The sequence below is a fragment of the Butyricimonas muris genome, from assembly GCF_046365375.1.
Classification (GTDB): Bacteria; Bacteroidota; Bacteroidia; order Bacteroidales; family Marinifilaceae; genus Butyricimonas; species Butyricimonas muris.
Genome location: NZ_JBKEIT010000007.1, coordinates 49,224 through 65,545 on the forward strand (window position 1 = coordinate 49,224; position 16,322 = coordinate 65,545).

Below are 16,322 nucleotides of genomic sequence, written 5' to 3' on the forward strand. Positions count from 1 at the left end.
AAGTGTAAAAGTGAATCAAAATTCATCGAATTGCATTTTGCACTTAAAATTTGAGCATGATAGCGTATTTTACAAAGAAAGAAATATTTTATTCAGCAACACAATTAGATTATTATTTATATCTTTGTAATAGAGTTATTTGAAGCGATGGAAAAACTCAGTAGACCAAAGTAGTTTGCTCATTTCTATATCGTTACCCATTGTTATACTCTTCTTCTTCAAAAATCTATTATTCAATAGATTACAATCACATTTCTTGTTTCTCTGAACACAACTGTAATAATTGAAAATGCAAAATTGAAAATTATGAGAGAGGTATATGTATTGATTTTTGGACTGTTGCTGTTGGTACAGGCAGGATGTCATGACGTGACGGTCGGGTACTTGGAAACGAGGGATGCCGTGTATCAATCGGACAGTATGATCGTTAAAGCGGAACTTGACCCCGATTGGGACGCGAGGCAGATAGAGTTTCAAATACCGTGGCAAAGCACTTCCATCGAGGGGGTGCAAGGAACCGCACCAATTCACTACTCCATCAAGAGTATAAATAGCGCTCATCCCGAGGTTGCCGATCAATTCACGATGCAAGGAAAAAGCATTATCGAGTTGCCGTGGAATCACACCGTACCACCCGGGCGGTACGTGATTAATATTCGGGTGTCGAACGAAGGATACACTTACGCTCTTGATTCGGTATTCACGGTGGTCGTGAAATAATGTAGGTAAACGGGGGAGTCGAAAGGCTCCCTCTTTCCTTTTATGATTTAAATTATCAAGATGTGAAGGAAAATTTATAACTTTACAGTTAAAATGTTTATAGTGAGATGAATGATAATATGGAAAGAGGTAAAATGAAAGGTTGTTTTGTGCTGATTTTGTTACTTTGTGTGATGAAGCCGGTTTGGGGACATTCGGATCTGATAATGACAAACAAATACGGGAACGTGGAGGTGTGGTATCAATTTGGTTTTAATCGACACGAGGAAAGGTTTAAGGCTCTAATTATCGGTCAGTTGGTGGAGATGCTTTCAAGAGAAATGGATTATAAACAGCCGATTATTTTAAGTTTTAAACATAGTTACGTGGACGATATTGTTCCCCGGTATAAACTTCAGTGCAGACGAGGAAGTACGGGTGATACCCTTTTGTTTAACTTGGAGGCGAAAACGTATAACGCGACGAAAACGCTTCAGCTGATAGAATATGGAATAAAGAACAAGGAAAGTGTTTTTAGGGAACAACGAGACACTACATTTGAGACTCGTTACTGGGGACCTCATACTGAAACTTCTTTGGACAGGGCGAAAATAGATAAGGTTCTGAACCGGAAAGTTTCTTTTTTGGTGAATAAGGTGTTAGCGAATAAGATATACAGGCCGAAAGATGATCATGATAAGGTATCAGAGGGATTCATGTATTATTATCAAAATAATAAATATCATATTTTTTATAAGAAATGGGATGGGAGTGGGCGTGTGTTGCTGGAATTGGATAATATATACCAATTCGGGCAGCTTGTCTATCCTGCTTTTGTATTAAGTAGTAGATGTGGGGTGATTTTTGATACGGATTCGACATTTTATGTGTTGACGAGGGATAATATGTCCAAGGAGGAGGATGCTCGTTATTTTATTTCAAAACGACATACGGTGACGGGGGTGAAAGATGTGCATGAACCGTTTCATTTGGTTGAAATCGGGGAGAGGAATGTTATTATCGGTGTACGGCAATTTTTCAAGCCTGAACGAAATCTCCTTTACCGGGCAAAAGATGATTATTTGATTCAGAATTTGGATACCTTTGTTGACAAGTTTAAAGAAGTTGATAAGTAAAGAAATCCGGAAAACTATTGGATATGGGAAATTTGTTTACGATGCTAACCGTTCGGGCGGATTACGGGCAAAACGCTTTGGTGATTTTGGATCAGACGTGCTTGCCGAACCGGGAGGTTTATCTGGCGTTGAAGACGGCGGAGGAGATTTGGGAGGCGATTTATTCGTTGAAAGTACGGGGAGCCCCGGCTATCGGGGTGGCAGCGGCTTACGGGATTGCCGTGTTGATGCAGGGAGTGGAGGTGACGGATTTCGAGAGTTTCTATCGGGAGTTCGTGAAGGTAAAGAAGTATCTGGCGTCCTCTCGTCCCACGGCGGTGAATTTGTTTATGGCGTTAGACCGGATGGAAGCCCGGTTATTGCGGCATCGGGAAGAAGGGGTGAAGGACTGGAAGCGGGTATTGCGGGAGGAGGCAGAGGCTGTCCGGGAGGAAGACGCTGCGGCTTGCAAGCGAATCGGGGAGTGGGGGTTGTCGTTGCTGCGCCCGGGGATGGGGTTGCTCACGCATTGTAACGCGGGGCATTTGGCGGTGTCCGAGTACGGGACGGCTTTGGCGCCGATTTACTTGGGACAAGAACGGGGATATGCCTTTTCCGTGTTTGCCGATGAGACTCGCCCTCTATTGCAGGGAGCCCGATTGACGGCTTACGAGTTGCAGAAGGCCGGGGTGGATGTCACTTTGATTTGTGATAATATGGCTTCAACGGTGATGAAGCAGGGGCGGGTGCAGGCCGTGCTGGTGGGGTGTGACCGGGTGGCAGCCAACGGGGATACGGCGAACAAGATCGGTACTTCGGGGGTAGCGGTATTGGCGAAATATTACGGTATCCCGTTTTACGTGTTAGGACCTACTTCAACGATAGACATGGGATGTCCCGCGGGTGAACAGATCGAGATCGAGGAGCGTGCCCGCGAGGAGGTGACGGAGAAATGGTATGCCCGGAGAATGGCGCCCGAAGGCGTGAAGGTGTATAACCCGGCTTTTGACGTGACTTCCGCTGATTTGATCACGGCGATTATCACGGAGCGGGGGATTGCTTATCCGCCTTTCGGGGAGACGTTAAGGATGTGGAAAGAAAAGACATTTTGGCATAATAATTAGTGTTTTTAAAGACAAAATGGCAGACGTGGGGGCACGGGGAAGTGTTTCTCGAAATGGAAAAATCCCCGATACTTCTTTTATTTCTTGATTATCAGCGAGATGTAGCGTTTGTTGATTTCATATTTCAATCGTGAAACTTTTGGGCGTGAGTTTCGGTATATACTTTGTAATTTCTAACGCAGAAAGGAGTGATTGAGACTATGAACATGAATAATTATACAATTAAGTCGCAAGAGGCGGTGCAGGCAGCAGTGCAGCTGGCGCAGGAAAAAGGTCAACAGGCGATCGAGACGGGTCACTTGTTGAAGGGGATACTGGAGAAGGGCGAAAATATCACCACTTTTATTTTTAATAAATTGGGTATTAATAGCCGGAATGTTGTCGCGGCGTTAGACCGTATCGTGGATGCTTACCCGAAGGTATCGGGAGGTTCCCCCTATTTGTCCGACGAGGCGAACAAGGTGCTGGAGAAAGCCGCGAAGCTGGCGGGAGAGATGGGTGACCAATATGTTTCATTGGAGCATATTCTTTTAGGCTTGTTGTCGGTGAAAGATCCTGTGTCCGGTATGTTGAAGGACGCGGGTATGACCGAGAAAGAAACCCGGGAAGCGATCAACGAGTTGCGGAAGGGGTCGAAAGTAAATTCCCAATCGGCGGAGGATAATTACGATGCCTTGGGAAGGTACGCTATCAATTTGAATGAACGTGCCCGAAACGGGAAACTCGACCCGGTGATCGGGCGGGATGACGAGATACGCCGGGTGTTGCAGATATTGTCGCGGAGAACGAAGAATAACCCGATTCTGATTGGTGAACCGGGTGTGGGTAAGACCGCTATTGCCGAGGGATTGGCGCAACGTATCGTGAACGGGGATGTGCCCTCGAATCTGGCATCCAAGAATATTTATTCTTTGGATATGGGTGCCTTGATTGCCGGGGCAAAATATAAAGGGGAGTTCGAGGAGCGATTGAAAGCCGTGGTTAACGAAGTGTTGTCTTCCGAGGGGGAAATTATACTGTTTATCGACGAGATACATACTTTGGTCGGCGCGGGAAAATCCGACGGAGCCATGGATGCGGCGAATATACTGAAACCGGCATTGGCAAGAGGTGATTTGCGGGCGATAGGTGCGACGACGCTGAACGAGTACCAGAAGTATTTCGAGCAGGACAAGGCGTTGGAGCGCCGGTTCCAGAAGGTGATGATTGACGAGCCGGACGTGATGAGCGCGATCAGTATTATGCGTGGCTTGAAAGAGCGTTACGAGAATCACCATAAAGTGCGGATCACGGATGACGCGATTATTGCTTCCGTGGAGTTGTCGCACAGGTATATTTCCGATCGTTTTTTGCCCGATAAGGCGATTGACTTAGTGGACGAGGCGGCTGCCCGTCTGCGGTTGGAGATGAATTCCGTGCCGGAAGAGATTGACGAGTTGGATCGTAAGATCAAGCAGTTGGAGATCGAGAAAGAGGCGATCAAGCGGGATGGCAAAAGTAAGAAATTGGACGAGATTCAGAAGGAATTGGCGGATTTGAACCAAGAACGCACGAAATTGCGTGCTCAATGGGAGTCCGAGCGATCCTTGATTGATGAGATACAGAAGAATAAGGACGCGATAGAGCAGTACAAGTTCGAGGCTAGTCGTGCTGAACGCGAAGGCGATTACGGTAAAGTTGCCGAGTTGCGTTACGGTAAAATCAAGCAGGCGGAGGCGAGAATCGAGGAGGTAAAAGCCAAGCTGGCGGATATGAAGCACGGGGAATCGCTGATCCGGGAAGAGGTGACGGAGGATGATATTGCCGCCGTGGTTTCTAAATGGACGGGGATTCCGGTGAGCCGCATGATGCAGAGTGAAAGGCAGAAGTTATTGCATCTGGAGGATGAATTGCACAAGAGGGTGGTTGGTCAGGAAATGGCGATCGCGGCATTAGCTGATGCGGTACGACGGAATCGTGCCGGGTTGCAGGATGCCAAACGACCGATCGGTTCATTTATCTTTTTGGGAACGACGGGTGTCGGAAAAACCGAGTTGGCGAAGGCATTGGCGGAGTTCCTGTTTGACGACGAGTCATTGATGACCCGTATAGATATGTCCGAGTACCAAGAACGTCATTCCGTGTCCCGGTTGATCGGGGCGCCTCCCGGATACGTGGGATATGACGAGGGCGGACAGTTGACGGAAGCTGTTCGGCGGAAACCGTATTCCGTGGTGTTGCTCGACGAGATCGAGAAGGCGCACCCGGACGTGTTCAATATCTTGTTGCAAGTGTTGGATGACGGTCGTTTGACAGATAATAAAGGTCGGGTGGTCGATTTCAAGAATACGATTATCATCATGACTTCAAATATCGGCGCGCATATTATTCAGGATAAACTGAAAGGTATTGACGAGAATAACCGGGATGAGGTGTTAGAGAAGACAAATCGCGAGGTTTACGAGATGCTGAAACAGACGATTCGTCCCGAGTTTCTGAATCGTATTGACGAGATCGTGATGTTTGCCCCGTTGAAGAAGTCCGAGATAGTGGATATCGTGCGTTTGCAGTTTAACGGAGTCAAGAAGATGCTGGGGAATAACGGTATCGCTATCGAGATTTCGGATAAAGCCGTGGAATGGCTTGCCGAAGCCGGATATGATCCGCAATTCGGTGCCCGCCCCGTGAAACGGGTGATACAGCGTACTTTGCTGAATGAGTTGTCCAAGCAAATATTGGCGGAGGAGGTGTCGCGGGACAGCCGTATCGTGGTAGACGTGAAGGATGACAAAATTGTCTTTGAGAATAAGTAAATTATGATACATGTAATGCAGAAGCTTGTAGCCTGATGGTTGCAGGCTTTTGTTTTGGCTGAAATTCTAAGTAATTTTGTTGGTATCTATTTGAATATAAAAGAATGGAGTAGGACGAAAAACTCAAGTATTTATAGCCGAATGCGTTTATTCCCGTGTTCTGCATGGTATTGTCGATGGTGTTGATAATTATTGGAGTGTTGTTTTTGAGATATGGACGTCCTCGGAGTTCCTCTTGGATATGAACACTTTCCTAACGAAGTATCTTTGGAATAACAGCAGTAATTGGTGTCAATGTTGTGTTTGTACTTCGGGTATGTTTAGGAAAGCTCGGGAGAAAGTATGGTACGTAGATTAGCAAGAAAACGGATAGGCAAGATTTGGATACAACAAAGATGGCGGTAAACAAGCAGGAAGAAGGAGAAAAGTCGTCAATGTAGAAACAAAAGAGGGACGTTCCGGTGTAATGGGTAGTTGGGGTTGGATCGTGGGCTTTATAGCTGTAATTGTGATTACATTTGTGGTAGGCGTATATTTTGTAAAGAATTAGTCATTTTTGCAAAATACGAACAAGTTGGAATTAAGTGTTTTTTGTTTTAGAAAATATTTTTTAGATTTGTGTGAAAATTGATTGTATTAATTTTTGTTGAAATATTAATTAAGGATATAAATAAACAGAATATGTTTTCAAGATATGCTAGTATTTTATTTTGCATAGGATTTTTATTCTATGCTAGTTGTGCTTATGAGAAGACACAATCTAGTTATAGTGAAAGAAATGATCGAGTATCATATTATACTTGTTTATATACAGACTCTACATTTCTAGAAAGTGAAGGAAATTTAGAATATCCTTGGGTTATGGATAGACAATTGGGCGTGTACATGGCTGCCCATAAACGGATGACAAGACATTTGAGATTTGATGATACATTGATATGGAATTTTTCTAGTAACGACGTAAAAGTATCTGAAAATATTTATGAGTATATAACAGGATGTTGGCAATATGATAATGAATTATTGAAATCAGGAAAGTTTACTTTGAGATTACTACCTTATGGTTATGCGATGATTAAGATATGTCAATAGTAAATAATTAAAAAATTAAGTAATGAATAAGATTCTTTTATTTCTATGTTTTATTCTTTTATCATGTAGGGGAGAAATAAAACAAATTGAGTGTACAACACCTATTGGCGAATTGTTATTCAGTGAGAGTATGATTGAATGGGGAATAATAAATATGGAGAATAAATATCTAAGAAAAATTAATGTTTATAACCCTACAAAGAAAGATATTTATTTTAAAGTATTAAAAGAACATCCTGAAATAACAGTCTTGCGATGGTGTGGCGGTTCATTACTTTCTGCAGAAGAAGTTTTTTTATTACCAAAACATGGAATTGACTCGCTATTCGTTTCTTTTTATGGGCGTGATACTTCTCTTTTTGGACAATATCATGAAGCTATACATTTTGAAACTAATGGCGAAATTCTTGTAACAGGGTTACAAATGGATGGTGTTATTATTGAAAATTTTAATCAAGATTCATTTATTGCTCCTCCTTGTATATCGATAGAAAGAGATACATTTGAATTTAATCTTTTCCAAGGTAACAATGAATTGATAAAAATTCCTGTGAGAATTAAGAATATAGGAGATAAAGATCTTGTAATTAGAAAAATAGAGTCTACTTGTGGATGTGCGACCCCAAAGATTGAGAATCGACTAATAGCCAATGGACAATATACTACACTGCATATTGATTACCAACCTCAAGCACAAATTGGTTCGTCCGTTCAAAAAATACGTCTTATCACAAATGATCCACGGACACCTTTAAAAATGATTGTTATTAAAAGTCATGTTAAATCTAAAAATTAGTTTTAATGAAAACATTATCTACTTACTTTTTTTCTGGTATAATATTACTTGGATTAATTATGTTGTTAATAGGATGTAATGAATCAATGGAACAACAAAAAATTTCTTATGCTACTTTATATGCTGATTCTGTTTATTTGGGTTTCGAGGGTGATTTGAATAATCCCCGTGTAATAGATGAACATTTAGACGTGTATCTCCTTGCTCACCAGAGAATGTTAAATCATTTGAAATTTAATAACAATTTATTGTCTTGGGATGTTCAAGATGGTGCAGATTTGAAAATATCAGATAATATATATAATTATTTAATAGATTGTTGGAATCAAGAAAATCAATTGCTACAATCTGGAAAATATCAACTTGAACTAACTTCTATTGGATATAAAATTTTACTACGAGAAAAAAATATTCAATCAAGAGCACCGTGGCGTCCTGTTACAGTATATAAAGGTGAAATCCATTTCAATGATAATTTTATGTTTTGTTATACGTTACATGCTAATTATTATAATTTTGAATATACATCGGAATTTTTTAATTTTGCAAGCTCTCAATTAAAAAAAGATGGTTATGGTATTGCCTCACTTCAAGGAATCAAAAATAAAGAGAATAACCTGTATGATGCATATTATATTTCTAATTGTTGTCCAGATGAACCTGGTGATGAATTCAAGTGTCACTCAAATCAAATAATAGGGCCATACCAGAATATAATCGAAAATGAAACTACACATGTGGTAGAATATATAGGTGCTGTAAAAAATCCATACCATAAACATATTACTGCATTTATTTTGCATTATATTTCAGATACTGAACAATAAAACTCCCCGATAGATTGTTACTGGGCTTCTTGTTAAAGCAACATAGCTAACAAGAAATAGCGATGTTTTCTTTAGTATGTCGCTAATACATTAATAACAGATGAGGAAGATTAGCATGAAAATCTCTCCCATTTTTAATTTTCATTTAAATTTTTGTATATTCCGTGGAGGGATAGATATTACCTTAGATAAAGAGAGAAAATTGGTTATAAAGTTATGACCGTTCCTAAATACGTTCCTATAAAATCAAAAACCTCTGATTTCAGAAGGTTTTTGGTGTAAAATGTACTCGAGGCGGGACTTGAACCCGCACAGCCGCAATGGCCACGGGATTTTAAGTCCCGCGTGTCTACCGATTCCACCACTCGAGCAACTTGGAGCGAAAAACGGGACTCGAACCCGCGACCCTAACCTTGGCAAGGTTATGCTCTACCAACTGAGCTATTTTCGCATAATTGCTTGCAAAATTTGACAGGAACGCTTTCCATTTTTGCGATTGCAAATATAGGGCAATTTTTAATACGTGCAAAAGGTTTTAGGAGAAAATGCGGCAGATTTTTTTAATTGATTTCTTAAAATCTGTTATTCATGGAGTTATTCGGGGATGAGATGAAGAGTTGTGATGATTTTTTTCTTGAATTGATTGTTCTCGGGAGTAGAATGATTATATTTGTCGAGTTTTTAAGACAAAAACAATGTCAGGTACAGGAAGCAAAAGAGGAAAAGGTTCATATTTTGTTTCCACGATCAGTATTTCTCTAGTGCTGATCGTGGTGGGTATGCTTGTGTTTATTTTGTTGAATGCCCGGTTAATATCAGATCACGTGAGGCGGAATATCGGCTTTGCCGTTATCGTGAAAGACAACACGAATGAGGCGGAGATCAAGCGGGTGCAGAAGATTTTGGATACCCGTCCTTTTGTTTATTCTTCCACTTATATCACGAAGGAACAAGCGGCGAAATCCTTTAAAAAGGAGATGGGTGAGGATTTCGAGGCAATACTGGGAGGAAATCCCTTGTTGCCGTCAATAGAGATCAGGTTGAATCCCGAATACGCGAATAATGATTCGTTGGCTGTGATCGAGAAGGGGTTAGCCCGGTTTGATATTATCCACGAGGTATATTATCAGAAATCCATGATAGAGAGTATAAACGAGAATATTCATCGCATTACTTTGCTGTTTTTGATCGTGGGTGCCGTGTTGGTGTTGATCTCGTTCACGTTGATTCGTAACACGATTCATTTGGCGGTGTATTCCCAGCGATTGTTGATCAAGACAATGCAATTGGTCGGGGCGACGCCGTTCTTTATTTGCAAGCCTTTCGTGTATGGCAGCATGTGGCGGGGATTCTTTGGTGCGTTGATTGCTAACCTGATTTTATTGGGAGCTATATTTGTCGTGCAGGAGAAAGTGAGTAAAGTGATTAATATCATGCACATGGATGTTATTGTTGTTATGGTCGGATTCGTGATGCTTTCCGGGGTGCTGTTGTCGTTCTTCTCGGCATGGTTCTCGGTGCGGCGGTATTTGAACAAGGATTTGAACACGTTGTACGCGTAAATTAAAATAAAGTATATGGCAAGAATTTTAAACGAAAAAAAAGACGGATTCCCTATCCCGAAAGAAAATTACAAGATGATTCTTATCGGATTCGGTATTGTTGTAGTCGGATTCCTGTTGATGATGGGTGGGGGAGCGGATTCTCCCGAAACGTTTAATTACGATATCTTTAGTTTCAGAAGAATCACGTTAGCCCCGATCGTTGTGCTGTTCGGTTTCGGTTTCGTGTTTTGGGCAATCATGCGGAAGTCCAAGGAAAAAGAGGAGAAATAGTATTAATATAAATTGAGTATTGAGTGTGCGTGCATTTTCAATTTTCAATTTTCAATTTTTAATTAATAAATGGAGTGGTTTCAGGCATTGGTTCTTGGAGTGATCCAAGGATTGACAGAATTTTTACCGGTAAGCAGTTCCGGACATTTGCAGATATTTAGTGCCTTATTTGGCTTACAGGGAGAGGAGAATCTGACGTTTGCCGTGGCGGTGCACGCGGCAACGGTTTGCAGTACGATCGTGGTCTTGTGGAAAGAGGTTTCAATACTTTTCAAAGGATTCTTTACTTTCAAGTATAACGATGAGATGGCCTACGTGTTGAAGATTTTTCTTTCAATGATTCCGGTGGCTATCGTGGGTTTTTGTTTTAAAGATTACGTGGAAGAGCTATTCGGTTCCGGGTTATTGGTTGTCGGTTGCATGTTGTTGGTGACCGCTTTGTTGTTGGCATTTGCTTATTATGCCAAACCGCGAGTGAAGGAGAAAATATCATTTATGGATGCTTTCGTGATCGGAATCGCTCAGGCTTGTGCCGTGTTGCCGGGTTTATCCCGTTCCGGTTCGACGATTGCCACGGGTATCCTGTTGGGAAATAAAAAAGAAGCGGTGGCGAAATTCTCCTTTTTAATGGTGTTAATCCCTATTCTGGGAGAGGCATTTCTTGATTTGATGAAAGGCGGATTCAGTGCTTCTCAAAGCGGAATCTCCACGGTTTCTTTGCTGGTAGGGTTTGTTGCCGCTTTCGTGTCGGGATGCATTGCATGCCGTTGGATGATCAATATCGTGAAGAAGGGTAAATTGATCTGGTTTGCGATTTATTGCGCGATTGCCGGTATATTGACGATTGTATTGGGATAATGAAGGAGTGGGGAAATATACGTTTTAGAGAGGGAGATGATTTTCGGGCGGGGGCTGTCCTTGTGGTGGATAAACCGTTGCGTTGGACGTCTTTCGATGTGGTAAACAAGATTCGCATCTGCCTGCGTAAAGGGTACGGGAAAATCAAGGTGGGACATGCGGGGACGCTGGACCCATTGGCGACGGGAGTTGTGATTGTTTGCGTGGGGAGAGAAACAAAGAATATAGAGGAGTACATGGGGCAGGAGAAGGAGTATGTAGCGGAAATAACTTTCGGGCACACGACGCCTTCTTATGATTTGGAAACATCTTTTGATGCGGAATTTCCGTATACACATGTCAATCGGGAATGTCTGGAGCAAGCTGTTCGTCAGTTTGTCGGGGAGATAGAACAATTCCCACCTTCTTATTCGGCGGTTCGTGTCGACGGGGTCCGTGCTTACGAGATGGCTCGCAGGGGGGACGAGGTTGAAATGAAAAGCCGGAAAGTGACCGTGAGGGAGATTGAAATATTGAAAGTGGAGTTTCCAATAGTGGAGCTTCGGATTGTTTGCAGCAAGGGGACTTATATCCGTTCTTTGGCACACGATTTGGGTAAAGCTTGCGGGAGCGGCTCGCATCTTTCCGCTTTAAGAAGGACTCGTGTAGGGGACTTTCGGGTGGAAGACGGATTTAAAATGGATGAAATTATTGGAATTTTAGGAGAAAATTTGTAATTTAGCAGGATTTGGTTAATATATAAAATTGTTCAACATGAAACTATCAAAGTTTAAATATAAGTTGCCACCGGAGTTAATCGCTTTGCATCCGGCTAAGAATCGGGATGAGGCTCGTTTAATGGTATTGGATCGAAAAACCGGAAAGATTGAACACAAGATTTTCAAGGATGTGATTGATTATTTCGATGAAAAAGACGTGTTCGTGTTTAACGACTCCAAGGTATTCCCGGCTCGGCTATATGGAAACAAGGAAAAGACAGGTGCGGAGATTGAAGTATTCCTGTTGAGAGAGTTGAACCCGGAATTACGTATCTGGGATGTACTGGTTGATCCGGCGCGGAAGATTCGTATCGGTAATAAGCTGTACTTCGGGGAAGACGATAGTATGGTGGCAGAGGTGATTGACAATACAACTTCCCGCGGGAGAACTTTGCGTTTTTTGTATGACGGGGAGTATGACGAGTTCAAAAAGGAGTTGTACGCGTTGGGTGAAACTCCGCTTCCCCGGTTTATCAACCGGAAGGTGGAGCCGGAGGATGCCGAGAACTACCAGACTATTTTTGCCAAGAACGAGGGGGCTGTTGCCGCTCCCACTGCCGGGATGCATTTTAGCCGCGAGTTGATGAAACGTATGGAGATCAGAGGTATTGATTTCGCTTATATCACGTTGCATGTAGGTTTGGGTAATTTCCGGGAAGTGGATGTCGAGGATTTGACAAAGCATAAGATGGACTCGGAGCAAATTATCGTGGGGCCGGAAACCGTGAAGATCGTGAATGACGCGAAAGACGAGAAGCATAAAATATGTGCCGTGGGAACAACTGTCGTGCGTACTCTGGAGAGTTGCGTGACGACGAAAGGACGGTTGACGGAGTTTGACGGCTGGACGAATAAATTTATATTTCCGCCGTATGATTTCAGCGTGCCGGATGCGTTTATTTCCAATTTCCATTTGCCTTATTCTACTTTGTTGATGATGGTAGCCGCTTTCGGGGGATATGAACACGTGATGGAGGCTTACGATGTTGCTGTCAAGGAGAAGTATAGATTCGGCACGTATGGAGATGCCATGTTGATTATATGATAAGGTATATATAGACAAATAGAAAGACGGTGTGCTGAAAGGTATGCCGTTTTTTTGATAAAGAGGAAAAAATTTGGAAGCAAAGGAGTTATTGAAACTTTTTCAGGCACATCCTGTTGTCCGGAAGATTACCCGGCGTTTGAGCGAACGCCCGGGAATAAAGATAAAACTGGAAAACGGGATCGGGTCGATTGTTTCGTTTGTTGCCGCTAGTGTCGAGCAGGAGATGAAGAGTCTTCAATTGTTCGTGATGAACGATAAGGAGGAGGCAGCCTATTTTTATAATGACCTGTTGACTTTTTTTGACGAGGAGAACGTGCGTTTCTTGCCTTCTTCTTATCGTCGGGTCGGTAATTTCGAGGATAAGGATAATGATTCTATTCTGGTTCGCACGGAAGTATTGAATGCTTTAACGGCAAAGCAGGTGAGCATGGTGGTGACTTACACGGAGGCATTGGCTGAAAAAGTGGTCAGTAAGACCGTGCTCGCGGATATGTCGATGCCGGTTGCCAAGGGGGAGAAATTATCTATTTCTTTTCTTGAATCTTTGCTTTCCGAGTACGGGTTTGAGCGGAGTGATTTCGTGTATGAACCCGGGCAGTTTTCAATCCGGGGAAGTATCGTGGATGTCTACTCGTTCGCGGAGGAACGCCCCGTGCGAATAGATTTTTTCGGGGACGAGGTTGAAAGTATTCGTTATTTTGACGTGGAAACGCAGTTGTCGGAGCAATTGATCGAACGGGTGGTGATTGTTCCCGATTTGAGCGAGGCGACGGGGAAGGACGAGAGCGTGGGTTTGATGGAATTTTTGGGGAAGGATACCACGTGGTGGATGAAAAATTCGTTGTTGGTTCATGATCGGATTAACACGTTGAGGGAGGAAGATGCCGGGAATGTGTTGATTGATGCCGGAGATTTGTTTCACTCGATCGAGAGCAACAGCGTGATCGAATGGGGGCCGGAACTCTATTTCCGGGGAGATGTACTTCGTCTGGAGGCAGAGGTGCAACCCGCGGTGAACAAGCAGTTTGATTTGCTGGCGGAACATTTGTCGGATAAGCAACAGAATGGTTATTCCATTTATCTTTGTTCGACGAATGACATGCAGTTGCAGCGATTGAGGGATATATTCTCGGATAAAGGGTATGCGGTTAATTTTGTCCCGGTGGACGGTACGGTACACGAGGGATTTAGTGATGCCGATGTCAAGATATGCGTGTACACGGAACACCAGATTTTCGACCGTTACCAGAAATATCGTTTGAAGACCACCCAGATACGCAAGGGACGGGAAGCGATCACGATCAGTGAATTGCAAAACCTGCATCCCGGTGATTACGTGGTTCATATAGATCATGGAATCGGACGGTTCGGGGGATTGACAAAAATAAATAATGACGGTAGGGAGCAGGAGGCAATACGCTTGGTGTACAAGAATAACGCCGAGTTGTACGTGAGCCTGCACTCCTTGCATAAGATTTCCAAATACAAGGGGAAGGACGGCGAGCCGCCTGCCGTGAGTAAATTAGGCGGCGAGGCATGGAATAAGCTGAAACAGCGTACGAAATCAAGGGTGAAGGATATTGCCCGGGAATTGATCGCTTTGTACGCTAAACGTCGTAGAGAGGAGGCTTATGCTTTTTCAAAAGACAGTTTTTTGCAGGATGAACTGGAGGCTTCTTTCATGTACGAGGAGACTCCCGACCAGATGAAGGCGATTCAGGCGGTGAAGGAGGATATGGAGAAACCTCACGTTATGGATCGTCTGGTGTGCGGGGATGTCGGCTTCGGGAAGACGGAAGTTGCTATCCGGGCGGCATTTAAGGCGGTCGCGGACAGTAAGCAGGTGGCGGTACTTGTGCCGACGACCGTGTTGGCTTATCAACATTACAATACTTTTAAAAAGCGTTTGGAGGGAATGCCTTGTCGGGTGGAGTATATCAGCCGGATGAAGAAGAGCGCGGATATCAAACGGATTTTGAAAGATCTGGAAGCGGGGAAAGTGGATATTATTATAGGAACTCATCGTCTTACAAGTCTGGACGTGAAGTTTAAAGACCTTGGACTGTTGGTCGTGGACGAGGAACAGAAGTTCGGGGTAGCGGTGAAAGAGAAGTTGAAGCGTTTGAAATTGAACGTGGATACGATTACCATGACGGCAACGCCAATCCCGCGTACGTTGCAATTCTCGTTGATGGGTGCCCGGGATATGTCGATTATACGGACTCCGCCGCCTAACCGCTATCCGATCGTGACGGAATTGCACCGGTTTGACGAGAAGATTATCAAAGATGCTATAACGTACGAGGTGAGCCGTGGCGGACAGGTCTTTTTTATTCATAACCGGGTGGATAATATTCGGGATATACAATATATGATTCATCGTTTGATCCCGGGTATTAAAAGTTGCGTGGGGCACGGGCAGATGAGTGGCGAGGAGTTGGAAACCGTGATGCACGATTTTATCCGGGGGGATTACGATGTGCTGATAGCGACGACTATTATAGAGTCGGGATTAGATATCCCGAATGCAAATACGATTATTATTAATCAGGCACAAAACTATGGGTTGAGTGACTTGCATCAATTACGCGGACGGGTAGGGCGTTCTAACCGGAAGGCCTTTTGCTACTTGTTGGCCCCGCCTTTGGAGTTGGTGAACGCGGACGCCCGAAGGCGGTTGAAAGCTATCGAGGATTATAGCGGGTTGGGAAGCGGCTTCAATATTGCCATGCAGGATTTGGATATCCGCGGGGCGGGAAATATATTGGGTGGCGAACAATCGGGTTTTATAGCGGAAATCGGTTACGAGGCTTACCAACGTATTCTGAACGAGGCATTGTTGGAGTTGCGGGATGAGGAATTTCCGGAATTGCAGAAAGAGCAGGCTGACGAGCCGACGGCTTTCACGACGGATTGCGTGATTGACACGGATTTCGCATTGTTGATACCGGATACTTACGTGGAAAACGTGAGCGAGAGGATTCGTTTATACCGGGAGTTGGATAATATCACGGACGAGAGTGCCTTACAGCGTTTCGAGATCGAGATGCGGGATCGGTTCGGGGAAATACCTTCAAAGGTTAGCGGGTTAGTCGAGGTTGTGCGGATTCGTCAGAAATGTGTCGATTTGGGTATAGAGCGTCTGATGGTGAAGAATAATAAAATGGTCGTTTATTTTATCAGTGATCAAGATTCTCCGTTCTATGCTTCGCCGGTTTTCAGTGAATTGCTTAAATTCGTGCAGAAACAGGTTATTTCTTGCAAGATGAGTGAAAAGAATGATAAATTGAGTCTGATTTTCACGGATATAAAGGATATTAATAAAGTGTCGGCGATTATCCGGGAGGTTTGGGAGTACGTTTATGAAAGTTGAAAGTG

Annotated in this window: 13 protein-coding genes and 2 tRNA genes; 13 read left to right on the forward strand and 2 right to left on the reverse strand. The window is 43.4% G+C overall.

Annotated elements, in window-relative coordinates:
* Positions 1-306 precede the first annotated feature (306 nt).
* The 7 genes from ACK8P8_RS12630 to ACK8P8_RS12660 all read left to right on the forward strand — a co-directional run bounded on the left by ACK8P8_RS12630 (position 307) and on the right by ACK8P8_RS12660 (position 8,445).
* Positions 307-720, forward strand: coding sequence for a hypothetical protein (locus tag ACK8P8_RS12630; RefSeq protein WP_303178540.1), 414 nt, complete (start codon positions 307-309; stop codon positions 718-720).
* Positions 721-827: 107 nt separating this feature from the next.
* On the forward strand, positions 828-1,835 hold the full coding sequence (locus ACK8P8_RS12635; RefSeq protein ID WP_369859642.1) for a hypothetical protein: 1,008 nt from the start codon (positions 828-830) through the stop codon (positions 1,833-1,835).
* Positions 1,836-1,858: 23 nt separating this feature from the next.
* Positions 1,859-2,938 carry an S-methyl-5-thioribose-1-phosphate isomerase gene (gene mtnA / locus ACK8P8_RS12640; RefSeq protein WP_369859643.1) on the forward strand — a complete coding sequence of 360 codons (1,080 nt, stop codon included), beginning with the start codon at positions 1,859-1,861 and terminating at the stop codon, positions 2,936-2,938.
* A gap of 200 nt (positions 2,939-3,138) precedes the next feature.
* On the forward strand, positions 3,139-5,730 hold the full coding sequence (clpB, locus tag ACK8P8_RS12645) for an ATP-dependent chaperone ClpB (protein ID WP_227216884.1): 2,592 nt from the start codon (positions 3,139-3,141) through the stop codon (positions 5,728-5,730).
* A gap of 681 nt (positions 5,731-6,411) precedes the next feature.
* Complete coding sequence (locus ACK8P8_RS12650) at positions 6,412-6,822, forward strand: hypothetical protein (RefSeq protein ID WP_369859644.1); 411 nt, start codon at positions 6,412-6,414, stop codon at positions 6,820-6,822.
* Between the two features lie 22 nt (positions 6,823-6,844).
* A complete protein-coding gene (locus tag ACK8P8_RS12655) occupies positions 6,845-7,618 on the forward strand; it encodes a DUF1573 domain-containing protein (RefSeq protein ID WP_227216886.1) in 774 nt (257 codons plus the stop codon).
* Positions 7,619-7,623: 5 nt separating this feature from the next.
* Positions 7,624-8,445: a hypothetical protein gene (locus tag ACK8P8_RS12660; protein ID WP_227216887.1), complete on the forward strand. Its 822-nt coding sequence runs from the start codon at positions 7,624-7,626 to the stop codon at positions 8,443-8,445.
* A 286-nt stretch (positions 8,446-8,731) separates the two neighbouring features.
* Here the strand turns inward: ACK8P8_RS12660 and ACK8P8_RS12665 are convergent.
* A tRNA-Leu gene (locus ACK8P8_RS12665) sits at positions 8,732-8,816 on the reverse strand.
* A 4-nt stretch (positions 8,817-8,820) separates the two neighbouring features.
* Positions 8,821-8,896, reverse strand: a tRNA-Gly gene (locus tag ACK8P8_RS12670).
* Positions 8,897-9,140: 244 nt separating this feature from the next.
* Between ACK8P8_RS12670 and ACK8P8_RS12675 the strand changes: the two genes are divergently transcribed.
* The 6 genes from ACK8P8_RS12675 (at position 9,141) to mfd (ending at position 16,317) form a co-directional block, all read left to right on the forward strand.
* A complete protein-coding gene (locus ACK8P8_RS12675) occupies positions 9,141-10,007 on the forward strand; it encodes a cell division protein FtsX (RefSeq protein WP_186974715.1) in 867 nt (288 codons plus the stop codon).
* 15 nt (positions 10,008-10,022) lie between these two features.
* Positions 10,023-10,280: a DUF3098 domain-containing protein gene (locus tag ACK8P8_RS12680; protein WP_099291125.1), complete on the forward strand. Its 258-nt coding sequence runs from the start codon at positions 10,023-10,025 to the stop codon at positions 10,278-10,280.
* A 69-nt stretch (positions 10,281-10,349) separates the two neighbouring features.
* The gene (locus tag ACK8P8_RS12685; protein WP_099291124.1) at positions 10,350-11,138 is read left to right on the forward strand and encodes an undecaprenyl-diphosphate phosphatase; all 789 of its coding nucleotides are present in this window, start codon (positions 10,350-10,352) and stop codon (positions 11,136-11,138) included.
* Positions 11,138-11,854, forward strand: coding sequence for a tRNA pseudouridine(55) synthase TruB (gene truB, locus ACK8P8_RS12690; RefSeq protein WP_227216888.1), 717 nt, complete (start codon positions 11,138-11,140; stop codon positions 11,852-11,854). The genes ACK8P8_RS12685 and truB overlap by 1 nt, the downstream gene beginning before the upstream one ends.
* Before the next feature lie 37 nt (positions 11,855-11,891).
* Entirely contained in the window at positions 11,892-12,941 is a 1,050-nt protein-coding gene (gene queA, locus ACK8P8_RS12695) for a tRNA preQ1(34) S-adenosylmethionine ribosyltransferase-isomerase QueA (RefSeq protein ID WP_099291122.1), read from the forward strand.
* 73 nt (positions 12,942-13,014) lie between these two features.
* Positions 13,015-16,317 (forward strand): transcription-repair coupling factor, encoded by a 3,303-nt coding sequence (gene mfd, locus ACK8P8_RS12700; protein ID WP_369859645.1) that lies wholly within the window; start codon positions 13,015-13,017, stop codon positions 16,315-16,317.
* Positions 16,318-16,322 lie beyond the last annotated feature (5 nt).

Bases quoted from the DNA above. Each gene is read 5' to 3' on its own strand.
- ACK8P8_RS12630 (WP_303178540.1), top strand. From the start codon at position 307: ATGAGAGAGGTATATGTATTGATTTTTGGACTGTTGCTGTTGGTACAG.
- ACK8P8_RS12635 (WP_369859642.1), top strand. From the start codon at position 828: ATGAATGATAATATGGAAAGAGGTAAAATGAAAGGTTGTTTTGTGCTG.
- mtnA (WP_369859643.1), top strand. From the start codon at position 1,859: ATGGGAAATTTGTTTACGATGCTAACCGTTCGGGCGGATTACGGGCAA.
- clpB (WP_227216884.1), top strand. From the start codon at position 3,139: ATGAACATGAATAATTATACAATTAAGTCGCAAGAGGCGGTGCAGGCA.
- ACK8P8_RS12650 (WP_369859644.1), top strand. From the start codon at position 6,412: ATGTTTTCAAGATATGCTAGTATTTTATTTTGCATAGGATTTTTATTC.
- ACK8P8_RS12655 (WP_227216886.1), top strand. From the start codon at position 6,845: ATGAATAAGATTCTTTTATTTCTATGTTTTATTCTTTTATCATGTAGG.
- ACK8P8_RS12660 (WP_227216887.1), top strand. From the start codon at position 7,624: ATGAAAACATTATCTACTTACTTTTTTTCTGGTATAATATTACTTGGA.
- ACK8P8_RS12675 (WP_186974715.1), top strand. From the start codon at position 9,141: ATGTCAGGTACAGGAAGCAAAAGAGGAAAAGGTTCATATTTTGTTTCC.
- ACK8P8_RS12680 (WP_099291125.1), top strand. From the start codon at position 10,023: ATGGCAAGAATTTTAAACGAAAAAAAAGACGGATTCCCTATCCCGAAA.
- ACK8P8_RS12685 (WP_099291124.1), top strand. From the start codon at position 10,350: ATGGAGTGGTTTCAGGCATTGGTTCTTGGAGTGATCCAAGGATTGACA.
- truB (WP_227216888.1), top strand. From the start codon at position 11,138: ATGAAGGAGTGGGGAAATATACGTTTTAGAGAGGGAGATGATTTTCGG.
- queA (WP_099291122.1), top strand. From the start codon at position 11,892: ATGAAACTATCAAAGTTTAAATATAAGTTGCCACCGGAGTTAATCGCT.